Origin of the sequence: Gilliamella mensalis (assembly GCF_900103085.1) — a bacterium.
GTDB classification, from domain to species: Bacteria; Pseudomonadota; Gammaproteobacteria; order Enterobacterales; family Orbaceae; genus Gilliamella; species Gilliamella mensalis.
Map to the genome: position 1 here is coordinate 20,126 of NZ_FMWR01000010.1, position 25,996 is coordinate 46,121.

The window sequence follows — 25,996 nt, forward strand, 5'->3', positions numbered from 1 at the left end:
TATTGATGTTAGCTTATTTACAACTCATGCGCTTAGATAAACCCATTGGTACATTGCTTTTACTCTGGCCTACACTTTGGGCTATTTGGCTTGTCGGTCATCCATCTACCTATATAACGATTATTTTTATACTCGGTGTATTTATAATGCGCTCGGCAGGTTGTGTAGTGAATGATTATGCCGATCGCCATTTTGATGCTCATGTGGAACGGACACAAAATCGCCCCCTTGCTCGTGGTGCATTGACCGAAAAAAATGCATTATGGACCTTATTTGTATTATTGCTTATAGCACTTTGCTTATTGTTAAATTTAAATAAACTGTCATGGTTGATTGCCTGTTTTGCGTTATTAACCGCACTGATTTATCCCTTTATGAAACGTTATACTCATTTACCGCAAGTCATATTAGGCATTGCATTTAGTTGGAGCATTCCGATGGTATATGCAGCAACCATTGAGCAGTTTCCCTTAACTTGCTGGTTACTTTTCTTTACTAACATTTGTTGGACAATTGCTTATGACACTGAATATGCCATGGTCGATCGCAATGACGATGTAAAAATAGGTATCAAATCCACCGCCCTCTTATTTGGACGTTATGATAAATTAATCATTGGATTATTGCAGATAGTTTCGGGTGTTGGCTTATTATTTATTGGCTTAATCAACCAATTATCACAAATATTCTATATTGCTCTATTTCTGGTTACAGCACTATTTATTTACCAACAATGGCTGATAAAAAATCGTGTTCGAAACAGGTGTTTTAGCGCGTTTATGAATAATAATTATGTAGGTTTTATTGTGTTTTTAGGGCTGTTTTTTGCTTAAAAAATGACAGGGTTCGTATATTTATAGATTGATTAGTATCAATATGGTCAATCATTATAGTTACACATATCCAAATTAAAAAACCAGGTAGATATTTGATTTTATTGAATTTTTTATTTAACATTATTATTTAAAATCAAGCGATTATAGAGCGTTTCTATTTTAGTGATGATCTAGCTTGGTACTGCTTTTCCGTACCTAACAAAAGACTGACTATTGAAATGAACTAGCACGTCAAAAAGGGCTATTTGACGAGTTTGTACTTTGTTCAAGAACCAATCACAAACGATATGTTAAAATCTAACTCAAGTGAAAAGAGGTTGCTTATCGAGTGGGTATGGAGGTGGTAACTATAGCGAGTTTTGACAACAAAAGCCCAAATGTTAAAAACCTAGCCCTATACAAACTAATCTTTTGCAGTTATAAATCGGCATATTTGCTAACAAAACGATTAACCATCGCTAGCATAGTTACTCAAATGACGGTAAACAACGCAAGGATTACTGTTTGTACAATAAACCACATATCTGCTCATTTTTTAATTAACACTATCGCTTTATGTTCGCTTTACGTTAGGAATTATTGCATAATACATAGAGAATAAACGACCAAACTAAAGTTAGGAATAATTATGGAACTTCTTTGTCCAGCAGGATCTTTACCGTCACTAAAAGTGGCCATTGATAACGGTGCAGATGCTGTTTATATTGGTTTGAAAGATGACACCAATGCCCGTCATTTTGCTGGTTTAAATTTTAATGAAAAGCGATTGTTAGAAGCTTCAGATTATGTACATAAACGTGGCAAAAAATTACATATTGCCATTAATACCTTTGCCCATCCTGAAAATTTTCAGCGTTGGCAATATGCCGTTGATACTGCAGCTAATATTGGGGCTGATGCGTTAATTATTGCTGATCTTGCTATGCTTGATTATGCAGCTGAAAAGTATCCTGATCTTGAGCGTCATGTTTCTGTGCAAGCATCATCGACCAACGAAGAGTCGATTAAGTTTTACTATAACAATTTTCAGGTACATCGCATTGTTTTACCGCGTGTACTTTCGATGCATCAAGTCAAACAACTATCACAAGTTTCTCCTGTTCCGCTTGAAGTATTTGCTTTCGGTAGCCTGTGCATTATGGCGGAAGGGCGCTGTTATTTATCATCGTATTTAACTGGCGAATCACCCAATACGGTTGGGGCTTGTTCGCCAGCTAAATTTGTTCGTTGGGAAGAGACCGAAAAAGGACTTGAGTCACGCCTCAATAATGTGTTAATTGATTGCCATAAAAAAGGCGAAAATGCAGGTTACCCAACGTTATGTAAAGGACGTTATTTTGTTGGTGACGAGCTTTATCATCCAATCGAGGAGCCAACCAGCTTAAATACTATTGAGCTATTACCCGAGCTGTTTGCTGCTAATATTGCCTCGGTTAAAATTGAGGGGCGTCAGCGTAGTCCTGCCTATGTCGAGCAAGTGACAAAAGTATGGCGGCAAGCTATCGATCGTTATAAATCTAATCCGCAATCATTCCAAGCGGAAAAAAGCTGGATGGATACACTTGGTTCTGTTTCAGAAGGGACACAGACAACATTAGGTGCTTATCACCGTAAATGGCAATAACGTAATTTATCTACCTAAATAATTAAAAAATATATGTTTTAAGGTAATATTTCGCTTTTTATATCTTCTGTTTTTTGTCAATACATGCAGGTGATAAGGTATTATCTTAATGATTTAATTGATCTGATATAAAAAATATTGTGAGCAAAACTATGAAATACGCATTAGGACCGGTGCTCTATTATTGGCCTAAAACTGAAACAGAAGCGTTTTATCATGCTGCAAAAGAAAGTGTAGCAGATATTATTTATATGGGCGAAACCGTGTGTACCAAACGCCGTGAAATGAAAGTTGCCAATTGGCTTGAACTAGCAAAAGAAATTGCTAAATCAGGTAAACAAGTGGTACTTTCAACCCTAGCGTTACTTGAAGCGCCATCAGAATTAAACGACTTACGACAATTAGTCAATAACGGTGATTTTTTAGTGGAAGCAAATGATTTAGCTGCCATTAATATTGCGCAAGAGCATAAATTACCGTTTGTTGCAGGTCCTGCCATTAACTGTTATAACGCGTTAACTTTAAAATTATTACAAAAACAAGGAATGGTACGTTGGTGTATGCCGGTTGAGCTTTCTCGTGATTGGTTAACCAATGTGCTTAATCAGTTTGAAAGTTTAAATATTAAGCGAAATTTTGAAGTTGAAGTATTCAGTTATGGTTATTTACCTTTAGCTTATTCAGCGCGTTGTTTTACCGCTCGATCGGAAGACAAGCCTAAAGATAAATGTGAAACATGTTGCATTAACTACCCTGTTGGACGCGAAGTGTTCTCGCAAGAACAGCAAAAAGTATTTGTGCTAAATGGTATTCAGACCCAAAGTGGTTATTGTTATAACTTGGGCAATAATCTCAAAGAGATGAAAGGATTAGTGGATATTGTTAGAATTTCACCACTTGGTCTTGAAACACTCGATATTGTCAAACAGTTCAAAGCTAATGAAGATGGATTAAACCCGCTGCAAATTGAACATAAACGAGATTGTAATGGTTACTGGAATGGTATTGCCGGACTTGAACTTACCCAATAAGCATTTTGTGCCTGAGCAATTTAGAGCAGATTTCCCTGCGCTCCATAGTGAAAGCGTATATCTTGATTCGGCTGCAACCGCACTTAAACCACAAGTGATGATTGATGCAACATTTGCGTATTATGCACAAAATACAGCCACCGCAAAACGTAGTTTGTATCAAGATGCTTTGCAAGTCACAACAACGATTGATAAAGCAAGACAAAATGTTGCTGATTTGATTCATGCCAACAGCAGTACTGAAATTATCTGGACACGGGGTGCAACCGAATCAATTAATTTAATCGCGCAAAGCTATGCTCGCCCATTGCTACAACCTGATGATGAAATTATTGTGAGTGAATTAGAGCATCATAGTAATTTATTACCTTGGTTAATTGTTGCTAAACAAACGGGTGCTAAAGTCATAAAATGGTCATCGGATATTGATGAATTATCATCGCTACTGTCAGCAAAGACCAAAATTGTTGCCATTACCCAAATGTCAAACGTCACTGGATTTTGCCCTGATTTAGCAACAATTAGCCACATTGTTCATCAACATAATGCGGTTTTAGTTGTTGACGGAGCACAAGGTATTGTTCACCATGCGCTTGATGTTCAGCAGTTAAATATCGATTTTTATGCTTTTTCTGCCCATAAATTGTATGGACCAACTGGTCTTGGTGTTTTATATGGAAAGCCAGTTTTACTTAAGCAAATGTCGGTTTGGCATGGTGGCGGTAAAATGCTAAAAAGTGCCTCATTTGATGATTTTATTCAAGAAGATATACCTTATAAATTTGAGGCAGGCACACCCAATATTGCAGGTATTCTTGGCTTTAACGCCACACTTCAATGGTTAAAAAGTTGGGATAACAAGCAAGCAGAAAACTACACAAAGCAGCTGGCTGACTACGCAAAATCACAACTAAACCAGCTGACTGATATTCAATTTTATAGTGTAGATAGTAGCCCGATCATCACGTTTAATATCAATAATATTCATCATAATGATATTGCCATTTTATTAAGTGAACAAAACATTGCGATCCGCACTGGAGAGCTTTGTGCTCAACCTTTAATGAATAAATTAGGTTGCCATGGTGCGATTCGTCTATCATTAATGCCATATAATAATCAGCAAGATGTAGATAAATTTATTTTAGAGTTGCAAAGTGCAATTGAAATATTGGTGTAATTCTATACTAAACGGTATAGACTCCTGAAAGTTTTTTACAAAATAGTCAACCATAAATAGGTCAATATTATGCTATCACAGCAAAATTTAACCGAGTTATTTGCAAAGCAACATACTTGGCAAGATCGTTATCGACAGTTGTTAATGTTAGCAAAGCAATTACCTGATTTTCCTGCACAGCAAAAAACAGCGCAAAATCAAGTGAATGGTTGCGAAAACCGAGTTTGGCTAACTTATCAAAAACAAGCAGATAATACCTATATTTTTAGTGGCGATAGTGAAGGTCGAATAGTGAAAGGGTTATTAGCAATTTTAATTATGATTGCCAACAATAAAACTGCGCAAGAAATTACGGCTATCGATTTTTCAACACTATTAAGTCAGTTAAAAATTTCTGATGAGCTAAGCCAATCACGGTTGCAAGGGCTTGCCAAATTAATTGAACGCATAAAATCGGTTGCATAAAAAAGGGGCTAATACACCGCCCCTACCTTTTATAGCATTACTGTCTATTTGTCAGCATAAGTAAATAGTGTGATGACTTTTTTTACACCACTGACTTTACTTGCAACCTCAGCTGCTGCTTTACCTTCTTCTGGTGTAACAATGCCAATTAAAAATACTTCACTGTTTTCGGTCACCACTTTAAGCTTGCGTGCTTTTGTTTGCGCATTTAAAATTAGTTGAGATTTAACTTGAGTCGTTATCCAAGCATCATTGGTAATTGTACCAGCACCAACTGGTTGACCAATACGAATTTGGTTATAGACTTTTTTTACCCCCTCAACCTGATACGCAAGGCTTTGGGCTTTTTCAGCTTGTTCACTATTGGCTTGTCCAGTTAAAAGTATATTGCCACTATAAGCACTTGCAACAATACGCGAACCAATAAACAGATTTCCATGGTCTTTAAGTTTAATACCCATACGTGAACTAAGTGTTGTGTCATCAACTTGAGTTCCGGCGGTGCGCGGATCTGTTGCAACTTTTGCCGTAGCGCCGGCTCCAACGCCAATAACTGCAGCAACGCAGCCTTGTAATATTAATACGCAAGATATTAACATGACCATTAAGGTAGCTTTTTTCATTATAACTCCTTATGACTTATTACTTAGTAATAATCAAATTCCAATAAACTTGCCATTATTATGCCCTGTCGATATTGATTTGCAAAACAATTTTATTATTTAAATTAACATAAATATCAACACGTTTTTTAGTCAATAGCCTGTAATTTGTTCTAAAATTTGTCTATTTTCATACTAATATCTGTTTACTTATCATAGTAAATAACTCAACTACTTGCTCGATTTTAGAACTAAATAGTGCGTTATTTTTTTATTTCTGTAATTTGACTAACCAGTTTGCCTCTTTTTAATTTTGTAACGATAAATTCCCCAACAGTCACCTGCTCACAGCGACGAACCACTGTATTGTTTTGGTTTGTGGTAACACAGTAGCCTCGTTCAAGTGTAGCCAGCGGGCTGACACTATGCAGTTGCGAAGTTTGTAACACAAATTGATGCTGTGACTTTGTTAACTTCTGTTCAATTAAATTAATGATCTGTTGCTGTTTTTGTCGAACCTCTTGCCTTAAATAAGTCATGTTATTTTGTGGCGATACGCGTAATAGCCGTTTATCTAGAAAATTATGACGATTTGACTGCTTGAGTAAATATTGCTGAATATTGTCATATAATAAATGGCGATAAATTAAAAGTTGATTCAATTGTTTTTCTAGTTTTGTTTGTGGATGTTGGGTCTGCAAGTGATGATGCCATTTATTGAGTTTTTCTCGGCACTGTATTAAATAATAATCCATAGCCATAGATAAATGCTGTTGTTTTGCTTCAATACGTTTTATTTGATCCAAATTATCGTGACTTACTAATTCTGCCGCAGCAGATGGTGTTGCTGCTCTGACATCAGCCACAAAATCGGCAATGGTAAAATCAATTTCATGCCCAACCGCACTGACGATGGGTAATTGACTAGCAAAAATAGCCCTTGCTACCACCTCTTCATTAAATGACCATAAATCTTCAAGCGAGCCACCGCCACGCCCAACAATTAATACATCACACTCTTGACGAAGATTAGCAATTTGAATCATTTTAGCAATTTGCCCCGCAGCTTCACTGCCTTGTACTTGCGTTGGGTAGATAATCAAATGCAAACTCGGATCACGGCGTTTTAATATTTGGCAAATATCATGCAGTGCAGCACCCGTTGAGGAAGTAATAATCCCTACTGTACGAATGTTTTCAGGTAATGGCTGTTTATAAATAGGATCAAATAACCCTTCGTCAGACAGTTTTTGTTTTAACAGTTCAAATTTTTGCTGCAATAGTCCCGCACCTGCGGGTTGAATTTTATCAATAACCAGTTGATATTCACCACGTGCCTCATACAGTGTAACAGTTGCTCTAACTAAAACCTGCTGCCCATTTTGTGGCGTAAAACCAGCACGAAAATTACTATTGCGAAACATAGCACAGCGTACTTGTGCACTATCATCTTTTAATGAAAAATACCAATGACCAGATGAAGGGCGTGAAAAGTTTGAAATTTCACCCATTAACCAAATCTGACCGATAGCATCACAAAGCAGCTCTTTAACCATTTGATTAAGATCTTTGACCGATAAAATCGAACTGTTTTGCATGCGATTATCCTTATTACAATTATAACTATACAAGTTTATACTATATCAAATTGAGCCCAAATTGGCGCATGATCAGATGGCTTTTCCATTGCACGAATATCATAATCAATACCCGTTTGCTTGCAATGCGCCAGCATTTTTTGGCTAGCTAATATTAAATCGATTCGTAACCCGGTATGCGTATCAAAACCTTTTGAACGATAGTCAAACCAAGAATACTCAAGCTCTGTTGGGTGAACATTGCGATAAGTATCAATAAAACCAAGTGACATTACCCTGTTCATCCATTCACGTTCCTCGGGCAAAAATGAACATTTACCCGTGCGTAGCCAACGTTTACGGCTCTCTTGTGAAATGCCAATATCTAAATCAGTTGGGCAAATATTCATATCCCCCATAATTAAAGATAACTGACTACTTAATTGCTGCTGATTAATATAGGTTACTAAATCCTGATAAAATTTACGTTTAGCTGGGTATTTAATTTCATGATGTAAACTTTCACCTTGAGGAAAATAACCATTAATTACTGTTAACTTGCCTTGACTAGTTGGTAACTCAGCTATGATCAAACGACATTGCGCATCATCACTATCGGTTGGAAAGCCACATTGTACTGATAAAGGCTTTTGTTTGGTTAATAACGCCACTCCATAGTGGCTTTTTTGTCCGTGGTAATGTAAGTGATAACCAAACTGAGCTAATTCCTCAACGGGAAATTGATCGTTATGAACTTTAGTTTCTTGTAAACCAATAATGTCTGGTTGGTGAGTGTCAATAATTGCGGCTAACTGATGAATGCGCGCGCGAAGGCTATTAATATTAAACGAGATAACTTTCATAATTATTTTATTGCGTTAGATTTAGTGTTGCAGTTGTCCAATCCTACCAAAAATACGTTATACTGTTAAGCTATTACAGAAACAGTTATCATTTGTGATAAAAGGAATCACCAAATATGTCTACGGAATTACTTGCCTTGCGCGATAAAATCGATGAAGTTGATAAATCTATTTTATCTTTAATTACCAAGCGATTAGCATTAGTTGCCGAAGTCGGCGAAGTAAAGAGCAAACACGGTATTCCGATTTATGATCCTAAACGTGAAGCAGATATGCTAGCAAAAAGACGACAAGAGGCTGAAACAGCAGGCTTATCGCCCGCTTTGATTGAGGATATTTTACGTCGTTTAATGCGTGAATCTTATATTAGCGAAAATGATAAAGGCTTTAAAAAAATTTATCACGGTCAAGGCTCGATAGTCATCGTTGGTGGTAATGGACAAATGGGTCGGTTATTTACTCGATTATTTACCTTATCTGGCTATCAGGTCAAAACATTGGGTTCCAAAACGCTGCATCAAGCAGCCGAGGTGGTTGCCGATGCAGCGGCTGTGATTGTGACAGTGCCAATAAACAAAACTTGCGAAATCATCAAACAATTACCACCATTACCTAAAGATTGTATTTTAACAGATTTCACATCCATAAAAGTCAAGCCACTCCAAGCCATGCTTGATAAACATCAAGGTCCAGTAGTCGGGTTACACCCAATGTTTGGTCCCGACGTCCCTAATTTAGCGAAACAAATCATTGTTTATTGTGATGGACGCGATCAAACAAAATATCAATGGCTAATTGAGCAAATGCGTATATGGGGCGCTAATTTATGCGCAATTGATGCCAAAGAACATGACAAATGCATGTCATTCATCCAAGCTCTGCGCCATTTTACTTCTTTTTCATATGGCGTTAATTTGCAACGTGAACAGGCTGATTTAGAACAATTAATTGCGCTCTCCTCGCCTATTTATCGTCTCGAACTGATGATGGTTGGGCGCTTGTTTGCTCAAGATCCTGAGCTTTATGCCGATATCATCATGGCATCAGATGATAATATCGAATTAATTAAACGCTATTACGAACGCTTTGGACAAATGGTTAAATTAATTGAACAGCGAGACAAAGCAAAATTTATCAAAAATTTTAATGAAGTAACCACTTGGTTTGGCTCTTACGCAGAGCGCTTTATTAAAGAGAGCCAAGTATTATTAAAATTTGCCAATGATAATCGAGAGTAACTTTATACTAAGCGGTATACTTTCCTGAAAGTTTTTTACAAATAAAAATATGCGTTTATCAAAAATAATTTAGTGTGGGGAAATAAAATGTCTAATCGAAAATATTTTGGTACCGATGGGATTCGCGGTAAAGTTGGGGAGTATCCTATCACACCAGATTTTGCGCTCAAATTAGGCTGGGCAGCAGGTCGTGTGCTTGCCAAAGATGGCGTGAAAAAAGTATTAATCGGTAAAGATACTCGCATTTCAGGCTATATGCTTGAATCAGCACTCGAAGCAGGATTTGCTTCAGCCGGCGTTGCAGCTGCTTTTACAGGCCCCATGCCAACCCCTGCAATTGCCTATTTAACCCGTACTTTCCGGGCCGATGCCGGTGTAGTTATTTCTGCCTCACACAACCCTTTTTATGATAATGGCATTAAATTCTTTTCGACCGAAGGGAAAAAGCTTGATGATACAATCGAACTAGAAATCGAAGCCGAACTTGAAAAAGAGATCGATTGCGTAGAGTCCAAACAACTTGGTCGAGCAAGCCGTATTACCGATGCTGCCGGTCGTTATATCGAATTTTGTAAAAGCACATTCGATCATGATTTAAGTTTGGCTGGTTTAAAAATTGTTGTCGATTGTGCTAATGGTGCAACTTACCACATCGCCCCTAAAGTATTACGAGAACTTGGAGCACAAGTAATAAAAATGGGATGTGAACCTAATGGCGTTAATATTAATGAAAATTGTGGCGCAACTGATGTAAAAGCACTAGCCAAATGTGTAATTGACGAAAAAGCCAATCTAGGTTTTGCATTAGATGGCGATGGCGATCGCATCATCATGGTTGATCATGAAGGCCGTAAAATTGATGGTGATTTAATTATCTATATCATTGCACGTGAAGCATTAAGACAAGGTCAACTAAAAGGCGGCGTAGTCGGCACATTAATGAGCAATATGGGGCTTGAGATAGCACTTAAAAAGCTTGGTATTCCTTTTGTCCGTGCCAAGGTCGGCGATCGTTATGTATTGGAAAAATTAGTCGAGAAAAATTGGCGCTTAGGCGCTGAAAATTCAGGACACGTGTTATTATTAGACAAAACTACCACCGGTGATGGTATTGTTGCTGGCTTACAAGTACTCGCCGCAATGGTACGTAATGATATGTCATTAGCTGATTTATGCAGTGGCATGACAATGTTGCCACAAGTATTAATTAATGTTCGATTTGCCGGTGAACACGATCCACTCAATAGCGCTGAGGTAAAATCGGCTATTGCGCAAGCAGAAAAACAACTTGGTCATCATGGACGTGTTTTGATTCGTAAATCAGGAACCGAACCGCTAATTCGTGTCATGGTAGAGGGAAGCAATGAACATGAAGTGCAAAACTTAGCCGAAACTATCGCAATTGCAGTTAAAGCTTAGAAATAACCTCATTTACGCCATTAGTTCAGCCATAAATTGAGCTAAATTCGATTTAAAATAATGCACAAAGTTGTATTAATTTACGCAAAATTAGTAAAAAGTGTCTAAATTCTTAATTTTGTTAATCAAAGGTTGACTTAATATAGGCAATTAGGTTTAAAATAGCAACTTCGGATTATTACAGCGATTGCTTATATCTTTCAAATGAAAACATGAGCAATATTTTTATTTTTTAGAAATAGGTTAAGAGGGTTATATGTCAGTTTCCTCTCCAGCTTCACCACAAGCTTATATCAAGCACCATCTTGAGAACTTGCAAGTAGGTTCAGGTTTTTGGACCTTTAATCTTGACTCGTTGTTCTTTTCGATTCTACTTGGTATTATCTTTTTGTGGATTTTTCATCGTGTTGCCCGAAAAGCAACCAGTGGCGTACCAAGTAAACTACAATGTGCAGTAGAAATGATCTTTGAGTTTGTCAACAATACCGTTAAAGACATGTTTACCGGTCAAAATAAACTCATTGCACCGTTAGCATTAACGGTATTTATTTGGGTTTTCTTGATGAACTTAATGGATCTTATCCCGGTTGATTTTCTCCCTTATGCCGGTCAATATTTGGGTCTATCACATTTAAGAGTAGTGCCAACTGCAGATGTTAGCATTACCATGTCAATGTCTTTAGGTGTGTTTGCACTTATTATCATTTATTCAATTAAGTACAAAGGGATTTCAGGTTTTATCAAAGAATATACCTTACATCCATTTAATCACTGGGCATTTGCGCCTATCAACTTAGTACTTGAATTAGTTAGCCTATTAGCTAAACCTGTTTCTTTAGGACTTCGACTTTTTGGAAATATGTACGCAGGTGAACTTATCTTCATCCTAATTGCTGCATTATTACCTTGGTGGTCACAGTGGGTATTATCATTACCATGGGCCATTTTCCATATTTTAATAATTACGTTACAAGCTTTTATTTTTATGGTGTTGACGATCGTCTATTTAGCTATGGCGTCGGCAACGGAAGATCATTAATTTTAATATTTTTTTGATAATAAACTGGAGTATATAATGGATAGTATGTTATTTGTAGCCGCAGGCATCATGATGGGATTAGCTGCAATTGGTGGTGCAGTTGGTATTGGTTTATTAGGTGGCAAATTTTTAGAAGGTGCTGCTCGTCAACCAGAATTGATGCCTATGCTACGTACTCAATTCTTTATCGTTATGGGCCTAGTTGATGCGATCCCAATGATCTGTGTGGGTATTGCACTTTATGTTATTTTTGCTGTCGCAGGTTAATAAAAATTTAAGAGGAATCGTGTCATGAATATGAACGCAACTCTCCTCGGCCAAGCAATTACATTTGTATTGTTTGTTTGGTTCTGTATGAAGTTTGTTTGGCCTCCTGTTATTGGCGCAATTGAAAAACGCCAAAAAGAGATCGCCGAAGGACTTGCTTCAGCAGAAACAGCAAAAAAAGATTTGGAATTAGCCAAAGCAAATACATCTGACATAATGCAACAGGCTAAGGTTGAGGCTAATGCAATTATTGAGCAAGCCAACAAACGTAAAGCAGCCATTCTTGAAGAAGCAAAACAAGAAGCTTCTCGCGAAAAAGAACGAATTGTTGCGCAAGGGCTTGCCGAAGTAGAGGCCGAGCGCAAACGAGTTAAAGAAGAGCTCAAACAACAAGTTGCTACACTTGCTATTGCTGGTGCAGAAAAAATTATTCAACGTTCTGTTAATGAAGCCGCAAATAGCGACATCATTGATAAACTCGTAGCTGAACTATAAGGAGAATAGAGCAATGGCTGACTTAATTACAATTGCTCGCCCTTATGCTAAAGCCGCTTTCGATTTTGCAGTAGAAAGAAATAGCATCGAATCATGGCATAACATGTTAGTGTTAACATCTGAAGTGAGTAAAGATGCTCAAATAAGAAGTGTTTTAACATCAGACATGAAAACCGATTCGGTGGCTAATTTACTCATCAACATCTGTAAAGATGTATTAGATGAGTTTAGCACTAACTTTATTAAGATTATGGCTGAAAACAAGCGGTTATCACTTCTTCCTGAAGTATTAACCTTGTTTGAACAATATTGTTTAGATAGAGAAGCACAAGCAGATGTAGATGTTATTTCTGCCAGTGAGCTAACTAATGAACAACTTAATAAAATTTCTGTCGCTGTCGAAAAACGTTTATCACGAAAAGTAAAACTAAAATGTCATATAGATAAATCGCTCATTTCTGGTTTTATTATTCGTACGGGCGATATGGTTATTGATAGTAGTATCAGAGGGCGTTTAAATCGTTTAAATGACGCTCTACAGTCTTAAGGGGACTGATAATGCAGCTAAATTCAACTGAAATAAGTGAACTAATTAAAGAGCGGATAGCTCAGTTCAATATTGTGAGTGATGCTCACAATGAAGGAACTATCATATCTGTAAGTGATGGTATTCTTCGAATCCACGGATTAACTGATGTAATGCAAGGTGAGATGATTGCATTACCTGGCAACCGATATGCAATGGCATTAAACCTTGAAAGAGACTCTGTCGGTGCGGTAGTCATGGGGCCATACGAAGACTTGTCCGAAGGTATGAAAGTACAATGTACTGGTCGTATTTTACAAGTACCAGTTGGTGAAGGTTTATTAGGTCGCGTAATTAACACGCTAGGCGAACCAATTGACGGTAAAGGCTCACTTCAACATGATGGCTTTTCACCTGTCGAAGTTGTTGCTCCAGGTGTTATCGATCGTAAATCCGTTGACCAAGCATTACAAACCGGTTATAAAGCCGTTGACTCAATGATTCCAATTGGACGAGGTCAACGTGAGCTTATCATTGGTGACCGTCAAACAGGTAAAACAGCGCTTGCTGTCGATGCCATCATCAACCAACGCGACTCAGGGGTAAAATGTATTTATGTTGCCATTGGTCAAAAACAATCAACTATTGCTAATGTTGTGCGTAAACTGGAAGATCATGGTGCACTTAAAAACACAATTGTCGTTGTAGCATCAGCGTCTGAATCAGCTGCGTTACAATACTTAGCTCCTTATGCTGGTTGTGCAATGGGTGAATACTTCCGCGATCGTGGTCAAGATGCATTAATTGTTTATGATGATTTATCTAAACAAGCCGTTGCTTATCGTCAAATTTCATTACTACTTCGTCGTCCACCTGGACGTGAAGCTTACCCAGGTGATGTATTTTATCTTCACTCTCGTTTACTTGAACGTGCAGCGCGCGTGAACGAAGCTTATGTTGAACAGTACACAAAAGGCGAAGTTAAAGGCAAAACAGGTTCATTAACAGCGTTACCAATTATTGAAACTCAAGCAGGTGATGTTTCGGCGTTCGTACCAACTAACGTAATTTCGATTACTGATGGTCAGATATTCCTTGAAACGAGCCTATTTAACTCAGGTATCCGCCCTGCGGTTAACCCAGGTATTTCGGTTTCACGTGTGGGTGGTGCTGCGCAAACGAAGATCATGAAAAAATTATCAGGTGGTATTCGTACCGCACTGGCGCAGTATCGTGAGTTAGCCGCGTTCTCTCAGTTTGCATCAGATTTAGATGAAGCAACAAGAAACCAATTAAGCCACGGTGAAAAAGTAACCGAATTGTTAAAGCAAAAGCAATACTCTCCAATGACTGTTGCTGAACAATCAATTGTGCTTTACGCTGCTGAACGTGGTTATCTTGAAGATGTAGAACTGGCTAAAGTATTATCATTTGAAACAGCACTACTTGCTTATGCCCATAGTCAATATGCCGATTTTGTCAAATTAATCGACGAGACGGGTAATTACAATGATGAGATTGAAAGTAAGCTAAAAGCATTACTTGAAAGCTTTAAATCAACTCAAACTTGGTAAGGGTGAGGTAACAAATGGCTAATGCAAAAGAGATTAGAACAAAAATTGCCAGTATCCAAAGTACGCAAAAGATCACAAAAGCAATGGAAATGGTTGCCAATTCTAAAATGCGTAAAACGCAAGATAGAATGGCAGCTAGTCGACCTTATGCTGAAATGATCCGCGAAGTAATTGGACATTTAGCGTTAGCTCAGATAGGCGCCAAACATCCTTATTTAGAAGAAAGAGATGTAAAGCGAGTTGGCTACCTTATTATTTCAACCGATCGTGGTTTATGTGGTGGTTTAAATATCAATCTTTTTAAAACTGTCATTGCTGACATGTCAGCATGGCAGGAAAAAGGTGTTGAAGCTGATGTTGCTTTAGTTGGTTCTCGTGGTGTTTCGTTTTTCTCATCAATAAAAGCAAACATCTTAACTCAAGTGACTAACTTAGGGGATGAACCCAATTTATCCGATTTAATTGGTCCGGTAAAAACAATGCTTGAGGCATATGACAATGGTAAAATTGATAAATTATATATTGTGACGAATAAATTTATTAATACCATGTCGCAAAAGCCAACAATTCAGCAATTATTACCTTTACCGCCATCAGAAGATAAAGAACTCAAAGCTTCATCATGGGATTATATTTATGAGCCTGATGCTAAATCACTATTAGACGTGATTTTACGTCGCTATATTGAATCACAAGTCTATCAAGCAGTGGTTGATAATTTAGCGAGTGAACAAGCAGCAAGAATGGTGGCCATGAAAGCGGCAACAGATAACGGTGCAAACCTAATTAATGAATTACAAATTGTGTATAACAAAGCACGTCAAGGTGCTATCACTAATGAATTGATTGATATTGTATCCGGTGCAGCCGCTGTTTCAGGTTAGTGCTAAATATTGGCTTATAGTTAAGAAAAAGACGTAGAGGATTAAAAATGGCTACTGGAAAGATTGTCCAGATCATCGGTGCGGTGGTTGATGTCGAATTCCCAGAAGATGCAGTACCAAAGGTATATGATGCATTAGAAGTGGAAACTGGCACTGAAAAATTAGTTCTGGAAGTTCAGCAACAATTAGGTGGTGGCGTTGTTTGTTGTATCGCAATGGGATCATCTGATGGCTTAAGACGTGGACTTAAAGTTGTAAATACAGGTCACGGCATTGAAGTACCAGTGGGGACTAAAACACTTGGTCGTATTATGAACGTGCTTGGCGATCCTGTTGATAAAGCAGGTCCAATTGGTGAAGAAGAGCGTTGGGCTATTCACCGTGCAGCGCCAACCTATGAAGAACTCGCAAACTCAACTGAATTGCTTGAAACCGGTATTAAAGTTATCGACTTAATTTGTCCATTTGCTAAAGGTGGTAAAGTGGGGCTATTCGGTGGTGCGGGTGTCGGTAAAACCGTTAACATGATGGAGTTAATCCGTAATATCGCTATCGAACACTCAGGCTACTCTGTGTTTACTGGTGTGGGTGAACGTACTCGTGAAGGTAATGACTTTTACCACGAAATGAAAGAATCAAACGTACTTGATAAAGTATCGTTAGTTTATGGTCAGATGAATGAGCCACCTGGAAACCGTTTACGTGTTGCGTTAACGGGTTTAACCATGGCTGAAAAATTCCGTGATGAAGGTAAAGACGTTTTATTATTTATCGATAATATTTACCGTTATACCTTAGCTGGTACTGAAGTATCTGCACTATTAGGTCGTATGCCATCGGCGGTAGGTTATCAACCAACATTAGCCGAAGAAATGGGCTTACTACAAGAACGTATCACATCTACTAAAACGGGTTCGATAACGTCAATCCAAGCCGTATACGTACCAGCAGATGACTTGACTGACCCATCACCAGCAACAACCTTTGCTCACTTAGATGCAACAATCGTATTAAGTCGACAAATTGCTTCTTTAGGTATCTATCCGGCCGTGGATCCATTAGATTCTACTAGCCGTCAATTAGATCCTTTAGTTGTTGGTCAAGAGCACTATGATTGTGCCCGTGGCGTTCAGTCAATTTTACAACGTTATCAAGAATTGAAAGATATTATTGCCATTCTTGGTATGGATGAGTTATCAGAAGATGATAAATTGATCGTTGCTCGTGCTCGTAAAATTCAACGCTTCTTATCTCAACCATTCTTTGTTGCAGAAGTATTCACTGGCTCACCAGGAAAATATGTACCTTTGAAAGACACGATCAGCGCATTTAAAGGAATCATGAACGGTGATTATGACCACATTCCTGAACAAGCATTCTATATGGTTGGTTCAATCGATGAAGCGATTGAGAAGGCAAAATCTCTCTAAGAGATTCATTGAACGAAGATCGTATTTAATGGAGATCGTATTATGGCACTAACTTCCTATCAATTAGAAGTTGTTAGTGCTGAATCTCACCTGTTTTCAGGTGATGTTCAGCGAATCAGAATCACAGGTAAAGAAGGTGAGCTTGGGATTTACCCTGGTCATACCCCTTTACTGACAACCATAAAACCCGGTATGGTTGGCATTGTGAAAGCGGATGGTAAAGAAGAGTTCATCTACCTATCTGGTGGCATATTGGAAGTTCAACCTAACATCGTAACCATCTTAGCGGATACCGCTATCCGTGGCGAAGATCTAGATGAAGCAAGAGCACAAGAAGCAGTAAGACAAGCGCAAGAACATATTAATCACCCAAGCGATGATATGTCATTTGCTCAAGCCTCTGCCGAGCTATCAAAAGCTTTAGCGAAAATTCGTGTTATAGAATTAACGCGTCGTATCGGTCAATAAGTTGCTTTTTGAAGTTTTCCCATATATTGAAGGTTACAATGCAATCGTGTTGTAATCTTTTCCTCAGTTCAATTAGTTATTAAATATTTAAATTAGACTTCTAAAGAATTTATAAGTTTTCACAAAAACTTTTTTATAAAATTAAATCTATTTTATTTAACCATATACTTTCGGTATAGGAATTTGGCAGCCTTTCACTCAGGGTTAACGCCACACCAATATGGACAATAGCATGCCCAAATAAGCCATTTATGCGAAAAACACTGCCTAATTGGACTAAAATTACAACACTGACGAACGGTATTTACAGTGGCACATTATGCGGAAAAAGGTAACGATTCTATCGTTTTACTTTTATTCTCAATTGAACGCAATTTTCCTAAATCCTGATACCATTGTTGATTGATTATTTTGGGTAATTTGTTCGATACGATTGATGATCTGTATAAGTTTATCACTATAATTTGGATCAGTTGCATAATGTGCAGCTTGTAATTCTTTGGCAGCTGTTCTGGCATCTGGTGCGTTAACAACAGCACGATAACGTGGAGTTTTGGTTAATAAATTAAGATAGTCGGTTAACGCCTGTTGTTTACTATTATAGACTCTAAAATTATCCTCAATTTTAGTCATTTTATTATTAACCAATTCTTGTGTGATTAAGCGAGTAGAATCCCCTTGCCATGACGCGTTGGCTTTGATACCAAAATAATTGTGGCTTACTTGATTATTGGTGGTTTTGATCTGCTTTTGTCCCCAGCCTGTTTCTAATGCAGCTTGTGCAATAATCACTTCATAAGGAATACCTGAATGTTTAGCTGCCTGCTTAGCTGGCTCTAACCAATCTTTTATAAATTTAACGATATGATCATCTTTACCCTCTTTTATTGGTGTATTTAAAGATAATTGATTAGTTGGATTGGTTTGATTTGCTTTATGACTTTGGTAAAGCATTTGCCCCCATGCTTGAGGCGATAAATTAGAGGGTGCACTACTAAATAAAGACTGAGCTAAATGAAGATTTTGCTCAGTTTTATTTGAATTAGCCTGTGATGAATTAGCTTGTGAGTTAATATTAATTGATGGTGAAACCTTGTTAGTTAACTGTTTGGTGAGCATCTGGGCTAATCCAAACCCTTTACCCGCTGCCTGCTGTGCAATTTGTTGATCGAACATTGAAGTAAATAACTGTGAAGCAGACTGACCAAATAAACCACTTTCAGGTACAGCTTTACGCATTGATTGCATCATCATATTAATAAATAATGATTCAAATTGCTTAGCAACTTGTTTAATACCTTCAGATGAACCATTTATTGCACTACGCTTTAGCTGGTTAAGACCCGATAAATCATAGGCAAAACGGTTGAATGATTGACCAATTTTAGTATTCATAAGCAATATTCTTTAAATAGTTTCAAGCGTAGCATGTAAACAACCCGCTGATTTTAGTGCCTCAAGAATCGACATTAATTCGGTCGGGTTTGCACCTAACAAGTTCAGTGATTTAATAACACGTTTTAAGTCAGCGCCTGCGGCTAAATTATGTAATGCCCCACCTTCTTGCTCAATACTTACTTGTGTATCAGGTGTTACCACTGTTGTACCACCGGCTAATGGTGTATTGGGTTGACTGACTTTTAATTTATTATTCACCACAATAGATAAATTACCATGCGCTACAGCACAATTATCTAGCTGCACTTTTTGATTCATCACAACAACGCCTGTTCGCGTATTGATAACAACTTTGGCAGAAATTGGCGTGCGACCTATTTCTAAATTTTGTATTTTAGATAAAAATTGTACACGTGCGTGGCTTTCTTTTGGCATTTTTAGAGAAACTGTTGTGCCATCTAAGGCAACTGCACTATTTTTTTGTAATTTATTAATTGCTTCCGATATTTTTAAAGCTCGAGTAAAGTCAAATTGGTTAAGATGCAAATGGATAATGTCTTGTTCATCTAAACGAGTGGCTAACTGACGTTCAATCGTTGCGCCATTTGGAATGGTGGCTCCTGCTGTTTGATTAACACTAACACTACTTCCTTTACTGCTTGCTCCCGCTCCTCCTACAAAAAGATTGCCTTGAGCAATAGCATACACTTGATTATCGACCCCTTTTAATGGTGTCATGATCAATGTGCCACCACGCAAGCTTTTTGCATTACCAAGCGAAGACACAACCACATCAAGTTGTTGCCCAACACGCGAATAAGAAGGTAATTTGGCAGTTACCATGACCGCGGCAACATTTTTTAATTGCATATTACTGCCTGACGGTACAGTAATACCTAGCTGAGATAACATGTTGGTAATACTTTGAATAGTAAAAGGTGTTTGCGAGGTTTGATCGCCTGTGCCATCAAGTCCAACAACAATACCATAACCAACTAAAGCATTGTCTCTTACACCTTCAATGGTCACTAAATCACGAATACGTTCAGCATGTCCATGAGGTATGAACAATATCATCATAAAGATAAAGCCAAAAAAGAGGCGCAATTTTCTTATCATAATCAGGCTCATTAAAATGGTGAAAGATTTAAAAATAGGCGTTGTAACCAACCCATTGTTTGTGCTTCGTCAATATATCCATTACCGACATATTCAATACGAGCATCAGCAACCTGTGTTGAAATAACGGTGTTATTACCGCTTATTGTTCTAGGGTTTACCACGCCAGAAAAGCGGATAAATTCGGTGCCTTGATTAATCGCAATCTGTTTTTCACCGATCACCTTTAAATTACCATTAATCATGACATCTTGAACGGTGACGGTGATAGTACCACTAAACGTATTTTTAGCATTAGCGCCACCGGCACCTTTAAAATCATTGCCACCAGCAATATCCGTTTCAGCTTTGCCTCTGCCAACTAATCCATCGAGAAACGTAGGCAACTTTTTTATACCTAAATTAACCGAGCCATTACGCCCTGCATTCACAGATGAGCTTTTGCTGGCACTGACGTTTTCCTGTAAAACAATGGTCAATACATCACCAATATTACGCGGACGGCGATCTTCAAACATGGGTTGATACCCAAAACTGCTTGGCTGAGCGGCTTGATAAATAGAGCCACTAGTATTTACAATGGCGGGCATTTGCGGAACAATGCTCGTTTTGCCTTCAACTAAAGCTTGCTTAGGTAATTGTGCGCAACTAAATAAGCAACTAAACAAAAAGAAGGCAATTGGAATATAAAAATATCTCAATAGACTTATCATATTGTTAATGTTAAAGCTGATTTAAACGTTGTAGCATTTGATCGGATGTTGAAATCGCCTTGCTATTAATTTCGTAAGCACGTTGTACTTGAATCATATTTACCAGCTCTTCAGCAACATTGACATTAGACGTTTCGGTATAACCTTGATATAGCAATCCTGCACCATTTAATCCGGGGGTATTTTCGGTCGGAGAACCTGAACTTTCGGTTTCTAAATAAAGGTTTTCGCCCACGCTTTCAAGACCCGCATCATTAATGAAAGTATGTAAAGTAAGTTGACCAACTTGAACTTGTGTTGATTGATTCGCTAATGTCACATTCACTACACCATCACGCGCGACAGTCATTTTGATTGCGTTGGATGGAATAGTAATGGCTGGTTGAATTTCATATCCCGCCGCAGTCACCAATTGCCCATTTTGATTAACTTGAAAAGCTCCACTACGAGTATAAGCTTGTGTGCCATCAGGCAATAAAACTTGGAAAAAACCTTGTCCGTTAATAGCAATATCACTACTGTTATCTGTTGCCTCTAAATTGCCTTGGCTATGAATACGTTCTGTCGCAACCGGACGAACGCCGGTACCAATCTGTAAACCTGACGGTAATGTGGTTTGCTCAGAAGACTGCGCGCCGGGTTGGCGAACTGTTTGATACAATAAATCTTCAAATACAGCTCTTTGTCTTTTAAACCCACTGGTACTCACATTCGCTAAATTATTTGAAATAATATCCATGTTCATTTGTTGCGCCGTTAAGCCCGTTTTGGCAATCCATAATGATTTAATCATAGTTATTCCTACTTAATATATTGATAAATTTAAGTCAGCGACAAAATTTGGTTCGCTTTTTGTGCATTTTCATCTGCGGTTATAATTTCTTTCATCTGCATTTCAAACTGGCGAGCATGGCTAATTAAATCCACCATAGCAGTAACAGGATTAACATTACTTCCTTCTAACACACCGGACATAAGTTTAGCTTTTGGATTATCTGGCATAACTGCACCTCGTTCATTACGTACTTGGTCAGTTAGTTGAAAAAAACCACTATCACCACGGACAATCTCGTTTCGCTCAAGATGTACTTTTTTTATTTTACCCACTTGGGCAATGGTGGTTGGTTTATTGCCCGCACCCAATGCAGAAAGTGTTCCATCGCTGCTAATAGTGATTTGAGATCGTTGGGGCACAGTTAAAACGCCACTATCACCAATTAATGGATAGCCTTGTATATTAAGCGTACCATTTTCGTCAATATCAATAGCACCATTACGTGTATAAGCTTCGCTACCATCAGCTAATTGCACCGCCAACCAGTGATCTTCGGCCAAAGCAACATCTAAATTTCTACCCGTATAATTAAATGCACCCATCGTTGAGTCAAACGTGGGCGTTGTTGCTGTTACCATAGTCCGTGTCGGTATATCATTGCCCACAACAGGAACTGCTTTCATTGCCGTTAACTGTGCACGAAACCCCACTGTAGATACATTAGCTAGGTTATTACTTGTCACTGACTGCCGATTTAGTGTCTGGCTAGCTGCTGACATTGCTGTATAAATAACACGATCCATAAATAACCTTTAAATTAGCGCAAATTAACTAATGTATTTAAAATTTGGTCCTGGGTTTTAATGGTTTGTGAATTAGATTGGTAATTGCGCTGAGCAACTATCATATTCACTAACTCTTGACTCATATCAACATTTGAAGATTCAAGTGCGCCACTGGCTAATGCGCCAAATGTACCAGAATTTGCCACACCCAATACTTCTGTGCCAGACTTAATTGTCGAACGCCAATTATTATTCCCTGCTGATTCTAGACCGTTAACATTAGCAAAATCAGCCATGGCAATTTGACCTAATAACATCGTTTGTTGGTTAGAATAAACGCCATAAATAGAACCATCATCATTAATGCTATAACCTACTAAATTACCTGGTGCATAACCATTAATAATTGGCGTTTTGATACTACCTACTTCTTTACCCATGTTTTGCTGAGAACTATTGGCTAATGATAAAGTAAAAGTATTGTCGGCAGATCCATTTAACCCATTAATATTAATGGTCATTTCAGGATCACTAATTAATTTACCGGAAGAGTCAAATTCCATTTGCCCCACTTTTTGTAAACTTCCATTAGGATCACTACTATCAAGATAATGAACATCCCATTGGTTATCGCCAGTTTTAACATAAAAGAGTTGAACATTCCGTTGATTACCAAGCGAGTCATAGGTGGTAATGGTTGTAGAATAATTAAATGTATCGGCATCAAGGGCATTGACCGGTTGTTTAGCAGGAACTTTACTATTGGCATTTAAGTTTGTTTGCAAAGAAGCCTTGGTTGTTGCTGATGCATTTAACATTTCTTGCGAAATTTTTAATGGACCAGGTGCTGCACCTTGCTGCACTTGAGGCGGCGTACCAGTTGCAAGATAGCCAGTCAGGTAAAGACCATCAGCAGAAATAATATTTCGCTCAGCATCTAATTGAAATTGTCCGTTACGAGTATAGTAAGCTTGTCCATTACTATCCACTAAACGAAAAAATCCATTACCTGAGATAGCCACATCTAGACTGTTGTTAGTGGTTGTGGCGGTTCCATCATTAAAATTTTGCATAACCGCAGCTACTTTTACCCCCATACCGACTTTTGAACCGGCATAGATATCGGCAAATGAAATGCTGGCGCTTTTAAAACCCACCGTTGCTGAGTTGGCAATATTATTACCGATCACATCTAACTGCTTTGATGCAGCATTCATGCCACTCACTGCTTGAGAAAATCCCATCTGAATTTTATCCTCTTTAAAGAATTTGACGTACTTCGTCAATACCAATTGAACCAAGTATTCCTAAATCGAGTAATACTTTATTATTAACTTTACTATTGATAACACCATAGACCACTGAATAAGCTAATGATGTGGATGATACTTTTTGCCCATCTGAACTTGCATTGACTGAAAAGGTATAACTGCCATCAGGCGCAATTGTCCCATCATTTAGCACACCATCCCAAGTAAAGGAACTTACGCCAGCAGGGATTGCGCCCAAATCAACTTCTCGCACCACATTACCATTTGCATCTTGAATGGTGATAATCACTGAATCGGCATCTCGCACTAACTCAAAGCCAAATGGAGTAGTAACCGTTTCTTTACCTGCATCTGAACTTTCTAGTTCAGAGGTAGCTACTAAAATTTTATCGCCAGGTACCATGACACCCTTGCCGATCATGTTGCTCGCATTAACCGATAAGCTGTCATCGATCTGACCTGAAACCATTCCCAATGTTGTATTTAGTCTTTCGATACCAGCTAAGGTATTAATTTGTGCCAGTTGTGATGTTAACTGACTATTATCCATTGGATTGGTCGGATCTTGGTTTTTCATCTGAGCAATAAGTAATGTTAAAAAATTGTCTTGCAGCTCCCTACTTGAATTACCATCTGATGAATTTTTTTGAATCGTTTGCGGATTTTTTACCCCTGATGCTGAAACAGCAACATTACTCACTCCCATAAGCTTCTCCTTATTACTGGCCTAATGTCAGTGTTTTTAGCATTAAACTTTTTGCCGTATTAATCACTTCGACATTTGCCTGATAACTACGTGAAGCTGAAATCGTATTGACCATTTCGGCAACCACATCAACATTCGGTTTTTGAATGTAGCCTTTAGCATCAGCCAACGGATGATGGGGTTGATAAACCAAATTCATTGGCGTGGGATCTTCAATCACTTGCGACACTTTCACACCCGCAATTGAATTGGTTTGACCATTATCATCCACTTGAAAAATAACTTGCTTGGCTCGATAAGCTTCTCCAGAGGTACTTGTTACGCTATCAGCATTAGCTAAATTACTGGCACTGACATTCATGCGTTGGGTTTGCGCCATTAATGCTGACCCTGAAATTGCAAAAATTGAAAAACTCATCTTTATTATCCTTGCTGTAATACCGACATAACATTTTTAAATTGCTCACCCAAAAACGTTAAATTACTTTGGTAATGAATGCTATTGTCAATAAAGGCTGTACGCTCTTGATCCATTTCTACCGTATTACCATCAGCTGATGCCTGATACGGAATACGATAAAGTACATTTTGATTAAGTGTGACAGGCGCTTTTACCTGAATATGATGATCTGAGGTAATATTAAGTCCAACGTGATTAATGTTACTGTGATTATTAAGCGCCTTACTTAACTCAGCATTAAAATCAATATCTCGCGCCTGATAGTTAGGCGTATCGCTGTTTGCAATATTTGCGGCTAATATATTTTGTCGCATTTCTCGTATATTTAATGCTTGCTGGTGAAAATTAACCCATGTATTCAATTTATCAAACATAAAATCATCTCACTTTTTTTGATAGTGAGGATTTTAAGCGAATAAAAAAAAAGTCATTGAGTAAATAACGATAAAAATAGCCCTTATTTCAAGATTTGTTTTATGCAATCATAAAGTACAATCAGTTTATGCATAATTTGAAACAGATAAACATGATTAAAATCGCAAAATTAATACTCGCTATTTTTATACTATTTAGCGGGTATCCTGTTGTGGCAAGTTCTTTTGATAAGCAGATTTACAATTTAATCTCTCAGCAATTTAGCCATAAAGTAGATGATATTTCGATTACTTACCTGACCGCCAAACCACAATTAAGTTGCAATACGCCTATACTTTCGTTATTAAATAAAAAAAAACAGTGGGGCAACATGACCATTTGTGCTCAATGTGATAATCAGAAAAAATTTATTCAGATTAATGTGGCTGTGATGGGGAACTATATTGTAGCTAAGCAAGCAATAAGCGCTGGTACTATCATCAACAAAGATCACATACGTATACAATCAGGTTGGTTAGATAAGCTACCTGCCGCTGTCATTTTAAATGAAGCTGACGTACTTAATCATATAGCTTTACGCAATATTAATCTTGATGAGTCAATCAAAACCACAATGCTTCAAAAAAATTGGCTGGTAAAAGCAGGACAAATAACCAAAGTGATAATTAATGGTGAAGGTTATCAAATAGAAACTAATGGCAAGACACTTAGCAATGGTGTATTAAATGATAACATTAGAGTTAAACTAAATTCTAACAATATTGTTGAAGGTACATTGACTCACCAAGGGGTTATTATTTTCAACAAATAATATTAATGATTTTTTTATTATTGCCGATAATAAAACTAAACAAATCACTTAAATCGTCAATTTGA

Annotated in this window: 28 protein-coding genes; 16 read left to right on the forward strand and 12 right to left on the reverse strand. The window is 37.8% G+C overall.

Annotated features, from left to right (window positions below; genetic code table 11):
• The first annotated feature begins 5 nt into the window (after positions 1 to 5).
• The 5 genes from ubiA (at position 6) to csdE (ending at position 5,136) form a co-directional block, all read left to right on the forward strand.
• Complete coding sequence (gene ubiA / locus BQ5209_RS05485; RefSeq protein WP_085247545.1) at positions 6 to 833, forward strand: 4-hydroxybenzoate octaprenyltransferase; 828 nt, start codon at positions 6 to 8, stop codon at positions 831 to 833.
• A gap of 631 nt (positions 834 to 1,464) precedes the next feature.
• Positions 1,465 to 2,460: a ubiquinone anaerobic biosynthesis protein UbiU gene (ubiU, locus tag BQ5209_RS05490; protein ID WP_085247546.1), complete on the forward strand. Its 996-nt coding sequence runs from the start codon at positions 1,465 to 1,467 to the stop codon at positions 2,458 to 2,460.
• A gap of 152 nt (positions 2,461 to 2,612) precedes the next feature.
• Complete coding sequence (locus BQ5209_RS05495) at positions 2,613 to 3,491, forward strand: U32 family peptidase (RefSeq protein ID WP_085247547.1); 879 nt, start codon at positions 2,613 to 2,615, stop codon at positions 3,489 to 3,491.
• Positions 3,448 to 4,671 carry a cysteine desulfurase CsdA gene (gene csdA, locus BQ5209_RS05500; RefSeq protein ID WP_244168449.1) on the forward strand — a complete coding sequence of 408 codons (1,224 nt, stop codon included), beginning with the start codon at positions 3,448 to 3,450 and terminating at the stop codon, positions 4,669 to 4,671. The genes BQ5209_RS05495 and csdA overlap by 44 nt, the downstream gene beginning before the upstream one ends.
• Before the next feature lie 69 nt (positions 4,672 to 4,740).
• Positions 4,741 to 5,136, forward strand: a complete 396-nt coding sequence (gene csdE, locus BQ5209_RS05505; protein WP_085247549.1) for a cysteine desulfurase sulfur acceptor subunit CsdE — start codon at positions 4,741 to 4,743, stop codon at positions 5,134 to 5,136.
• A gap of 44 nt (positions 5,137 to 5,180) precedes the next feature.
• Here the strand turns inward: csdE and dolP are convergent, their stop codons facing one another.
• From dolP to xthA, 3 genes are all read right to left on the reverse strand, one after another.
• Positions 5,181 to 5,759 (reverse strand): division/outer membrane stress-associated lipid-binding lipoprotein, encoded by a 579-nt coding sequence (gene dolP / locus BQ5209_RS05510; RefSeq protein WP_085247550.1) that lies wholly within the window; start codon positions 5,757 to 5,759, stop codon positions 5,181 to 5,183.
• Positions 5,760 to 6,001: 242 nt separating this feature from the next.
• Complete coding sequence (gene xseA, locus BQ5209_RS05515; protein ID WP_085247551.1) at positions 6,002 to 7,336, reverse strand: exodeoxyribonuclease VII large subunit; 1,335 nt, start codon at positions 7,334 to 7,336, stop codon at positions 6,002 to 6,004.
• 35 nt (positions 7,337 to 7,371) lie between these two features.
• Complete coding sequence (gene xthA, locus BQ5209_RS05520; protein ID WP_085247552.1) at positions 7,372 to 8,178, reverse strand: exodeoxyribonuclease III; 807 nt, start codon at positions 8,176 to 8,178, stop codon at positions 7,372 to 7,374.
• 116 nt (positions 8,179 to 8,294) lie between these two features.
• Between xthA and tyrA the strand changes: the two genes are divergently transcribed.
• The 10 genes from tyrA to BQ5209_RS05570 all read left to right on the forward strand — a co-directional run bounded on the left by tyrA (position 8,295) and on the right by BQ5209_RS05570 (position 17,518).
• On the forward strand, positions 8,295 to 9,416 hold the full coding sequence (tyrA, locus tag BQ5209_RS05525; RefSeq protein ID WP_085247553.1) for a bifunctional chorismate mutase/prephenate dehydrogenase: 1,122 nt from the start codon (positions 8,295 to 8,297) through the stop codon (positions 9,414 to 9,416).
• An 87-nt stretch (positions 9,417 to 9,503) separates the two neighbouring features.
• Positions 9,504 to 10,835, forward strand: a complete 1,332-nt coding sequence (gene glmM, locus BQ5209_RS05530) for a phosphoglucosamine mutase (RefSeq protein ID WP_085247554.1) — start codon at positions 9,504 to 9,506, stop codon at positions 10,833 to 10,835.
• Between the two features lie 256 nt (positions 10,836 to 11,091).
• Positions 11,092 to 11,874, forward strand: a complete 783-nt coding sequence (gene atpB, locus BQ5209_RS05535) for a F0F1 ATP synthase subunit A (protein ID WP_085247555.1) — start codon at positions 11,092 to 11,094, stop codon at positions 11,872 to 11,874.
• Positions 11,875 to 11,910: 36 nt separating this feature from the next.
• The gene (gene atpE / locus BQ5209_RS05540; protein ID WP_034901511.1) at positions 11,911 to 12,141 is read left to right on the forward strand and encodes a F0F1 ATP synthase subunit C; all 231 of its coding nucleotides are present in this window, start codon (positions 11,911 to 11,913) and stop codon (positions 12,139 to 12,141) included.
• Between the two features lie 24 nt (positions 12,142 to 12,165).
• Positions 12,166 to 12,636 carry a F0F1 ATP synthase subunit B gene (gene atpF, locus BQ5209_RS05545; RefSeq protein ID WP_085247556.1) on the forward strand — a complete coding sequence of 157 codons (471 nt, stop codon included), beginning with the start codon at positions 12,166 to 12,168 and terminating at the stop codon, positions 12,634 to 12,636.
• A 13-nt stretch (positions 12,637 to 12,649) separates the two neighbouring features.
• Positions 12,650 to 13,183, forward strand: coding sequence for a F0F1 ATP synthase subunit delta (gene atpH / locus BQ5209_RS05550; protein ID WP_085247557.1), 534 nt, complete (start codon positions 12,650 to 12,652; stop codon positions 13,181 to 13,183).
• Positions 13,184 to 13,194: 11 nt separating this feature from the next.
• On the forward strand, positions 13,195 to 14,736 hold the full coding sequence (atpA, locus tag BQ5209_RS05555) for a F0F1 ATP synthase subunit alpha (RefSeq protein WP_085247558.1): 1,542 nt from the start codon (positions 13,195 to 13,197) through the stop codon (positions 14,734 to 14,736).
• Positions 14,737 to 14,750: 14 nt separating this feature from the next.
• Positions 14,751 to 15,620, forward strand: a complete 870-nt coding sequence (atpG, locus tag BQ5209_RS05560; protein ID WP_085247559.1) for a F0F1 ATP synthase subunit gamma — start codon at positions 14,751 to 14,753, stop codon at positions 15,618 to 15,620.
• 47 nt (positions 15,621 to 15,667) lie between these two features.
• The gene (gene atpD / locus BQ5209_RS05565) at positions 15,668 to 17,050 is read left to right on the forward strand and encodes a F0F1 ATP synthase subunit beta (protein ID WP_065635973.1); all 1,383 of its coding nucleotides are present in this window, start codon (positions 15,668 to 15,670) and stop codon (positions 17,048 to 17,050) included.
• Positions 17,051 to 17,092: 42 nt separating this feature from the next.
• Entirely contained in the window at positions 17,093 to 17,518 is a 426-nt protein-coding gene (locus BQ5209_RS05570) for a F0F1 ATP synthase subunit epsilon (protein WP_085247560.1), read from the forward strand.
• Between the two features lie 360 nt (positions 17,519 to 17,878).
• Here the strand turns inward: BQ5209_RS05570 and flgJ are convergent, their stop codons facing one another.
• From flgJ to flgB, 9 genes are read right to left on the reverse strand one after another with little or no spacing between them, the layout of a single operon-like run.
• Positions 17,879 to 18,913 carry a flagellar assembly peptidoglycan hydrolase FlgJ gene (flgJ, locus tag BQ5209_RS05575; protein WP_085247561.1) on the reverse strand — a complete coding sequence of 345 codons (1,035 nt, stop codon included), beginning with the start codon at positions 18,911 to 18,913 and terminating at the stop codon, positions 17,879 to 17,881.
• 12 nt (positions 18,914 to 18,925) lie between these two features.
• Positions 18,926 to 20,032: a flagellar basal body P-ring protein FlgI gene (locus tag BQ5209_RS05580; RefSeq protein ID WP_370737828.1), complete on the reverse strand. Its 1,107-nt coding sequence runs from the start codon at positions 20,030 to 20,032 to the stop codon at positions 18,926 to 18,928.
• A 14-nt stretch (positions 20,033 to 20,046) separates the two neighbouring features.
• Positions 20,047 to 20,748, reverse strand: coding sequence for a flagellar basal body L-ring protein FlgH (locus BQ5209_RS05585; protein WP_085247563.1), 702 nt, complete (start codon positions 20,746 to 20,748; stop codon positions 20,047 to 20,049).
• Positions 20,749 to 20,758: 10 nt separating this feature from the next.
• Positions 20,759 to 21,541 carry a flagellar basal-body rod protein FlgG gene (flgG, locus tag BQ5209_RS05590; protein ID WP_085247564.1) on the reverse strand — a complete coding sequence of 261 codons (783 nt, stop codon included), beginning with the start codon at positions 21,539 to 21,541 and terminating at the stop codon, positions 20,759 to 20,761.
• 29 nt (positions 21,542 to 21,570) lie between these two features.
• Positions 21,571 to 22,326, reverse strand: a complete 756-nt coding sequence (locus BQ5209_RS05595; RefSeq protein WP_085247565.1) for a flagellar basal body rod protein FlgF — start codon at positions 22,324 to 22,326, stop codon at positions 21,571 to 21,573.
• Positions 22,327 to 22,340: 14 nt separating this feature from the next.
• Entirely contained in the window at positions 22,341 to 23,552 is a 1,212-nt protein-coding gene (flgE, locus tag BQ5209_RS05600) for a flagellar hook protein FlgE (protein ID WP_085247566.1), read from the reverse strand.
• 16 nt (positions 23,553 to 23,568) lie between these two features.
• Positions 23,569 to 24,285, reverse strand: a complete 717-nt coding sequence (locus BQ5209_RS05605; protein WP_085247567.1) for a flagellar hook assembly protein FlgD — start codon at positions 24,283 to 24,285, stop codon at positions 23,569 to 23,571.
• A 13-nt stretch (positions 24,286 to 24,298) separates the two neighbouring features.
• The gene (gene flgC / locus BQ5209_RS05610) at positions 24,299 to 24,703 is read right to left on the reverse strand and encodes a flagellar basal body rod protein FlgC (protein WP_085247568.1); all 405 of its coding nucleotides are present in this window, start codon (positions 24,701 to 24,703) and stop codon (positions 24,299 to 24,301) included.
• Positions 24,704 to 24,708: 5 nt separating this feature from the next.
• On the reverse strand, positions 24,709 to 25,119 hold the full coding sequence (gene flgB, locus BQ5209_RS05615; protein ID WP_085247569.1) for a flagellar basal body rod protein FlgB: 411 nt from the start codon (positions 25,117 to 25,119) through the stop codon (positions 24,709 to 24,711).
• A 152-nt stretch (positions 25,120 to 25,271) separates the two neighbouring features.
• On the opposite strand from flgB, the gene flgA reads away from it, so the two are divergent.
• Positions 25,272 to 25,931, forward strand: a complete 660-nt coding sequence (gene flgA, locus BQ5209_RS05620) for a flagellar basal body P-ring formation chaperone FlgA (protein ID WP_167370318.1) — start codon at positions 25,272 to 25,274, stop codon at positions 25,929 to 25,931.
• Positions 25,932 to 25,996: the final 65 nt, after the last annotated feature.

Coding starts and splice junctions, on each gene's coding strand:
- csdA (WP_244168449.1), top strand. CDS start 3,448: ATGGTTACTGGAATGGTATTGCCGGACTTGAACTTACCCAATAAGCAT.
- BQ5209_RS05605 (WP_085247567.1), bottom strand. CDS start 24,285: ATGGGAGTGAGTAATGTTGCTGTTTCAGCATCAGGGGTAAAAAATCCG.
- tyrA (WP_085247553.1), top strand. CDS start 8,295: ATGTCTACGGAATTACTTGCCTTGCGCGATAAAATCGATGAAGTTGAT.
- flgG (WP_085247564.1), bottom strand. CDS start 21,541: ATGATTAAATCATTATGGATTGCCAAAACGGGCTTAACGGCGCAACAA.
- BQ5209_RS05595 (WP_085247565.1), bottom strand. CDS start 22,326: ATGGATCGTGTTATTTATACAGCAATGTCAGCAGCTAGCCAGACACTA.
- flgE (WP_085247566.1), bottom strand. CDS start 23,552: ATGGGATTTTCTCAAGCAGTGAGTGGCATGAATGCTGCATCAAAGCAG.
- flgB (WP_085247569.1), bottom strand. CDS start 25,119: ATGTTTGATAAATTGAATACATGGGTTAATTTTCACCAGCAAGCATTA.
- glmM (WP_085247554.1), top strand. CDS start 9,504: ATGTCTAATCGAAAATATTTTGGTACCGATGGGATTCGCGGTAAAGTT.
- atpE (WP_034901511.1), top strand. CDS start 11,911: ATGGATAGTATGTTATTTGTAGCCGCAGGCATCATGATGGGATTAGCT.
- xthA (WP_085247552.1), bottom strand. CDS start 8,178: ATGAAAGTTATCTCGTTTAATATTAATAGCCTTCGCGCGCGCATTCAT.
- BQ5209_RS05495 (WP_085247547.1), top strand. CDS start 2,613: ATGAAATACGCATTAGGACCGGTGCTCTATTATTGGCCTAAAACTGAA.
- flgA (WP_167370318.1), top strand. CDS start 25,272: ATGATTAAAATCGCAAAATTAATACTCGCTATTTTTATACTATTTAGC.
- atpB (WP_085247555.1), top strand. CDS start 11,092: ATGTCAGTTTCCTCTCCAGCTTCACCACAAGCTTATATCAAGCACCAT.
- flgC (WP_085247568.1), bottom strand. CDS start 24,703: ATGAGTTTTTCAATTTTTGCAATTTCAGGGTCAGCATTAATGGCGCAA.
- atpF (WP_085247556.1), top strand. CDS start 12,166: ATGAATATGAACGCAACTCTCCTCGGCCAAGCAATTACATTTGTATTG.
- BQ5209_RS05570 (WP_085247560.1), top strand. CDS start 17,093: ATGGCACTAACTTCCTATCAATTAGAAGTTGTTAGTGCTGAATCTCAC.
- dolP (WP_085247550.1), bottom strand. CDS start 5,759: ATGAAAAAAGCTACCTTAATGGTCATGTTAATATCTTGCGTATTAATA.
- csdE (WP_085247549.1), top strand. CDS start 4,741: ATGCTATCACAGCAAAATTTAACCGAGTTATTTGCAAAGCAACATACT.
- ubiA (WP_085247545.1), top strand. CDS start 6: ATGTTAGCTTATTTACAACTCATGCGCTTAGATAAACCCATTGGTACA.
- atpH (WP_085247557.1), top strand. CDS start 12,650: ATGGCTGACTTAATTACAATTGCTCGCCCTTATGCTAAAGCCGCTTTC.
- atpA (WP_085247558.1), top strand. CDS start 13,195: ATGCAGCTAAATTCAACTGAAATAAGTGAACTAATTAAAGAGCGGATA.
- BQ5209_RS05585 (WP_085247563.1), bottom strand. CDS start 20,748: ATGATAAGTCTATTGAGATATTTTTATATTCCAATTGCCTTCTTTTTG.
- flgJ (WP_085247561.1), bottom strand. CDS start 18,913: ATGAATACTAAAATTGGTCAATCATTCAACCGTTTTGCCTATGATTTA.
- ubiU (WP_085247546.1), top strand. CDS start 1,465: ATGGAACTTCTTTGTCCAGCAGGATCTTTACCGTCACTAAAAGTGGCC.
- xseA (WP_085247551.1), bottom strand. CDS start 7,336: ATGCAAAACAGTTCGATTTTATCGGTCAAAGATCTTAATCAAATGGTT.
- atpD (WP_065635973.1), top strand. CDS start 15,668: ATGGCTACTGGAAAGATTGTCCAGATCATCGGTGCGGTGGTTGATGTC.
- atpG (WP_085247559.1), top strand. CDS start 14,751: ATGGCTAATGCAAAAGAGATTAGAACAAAAATTGCCAGTATCCAAAGT.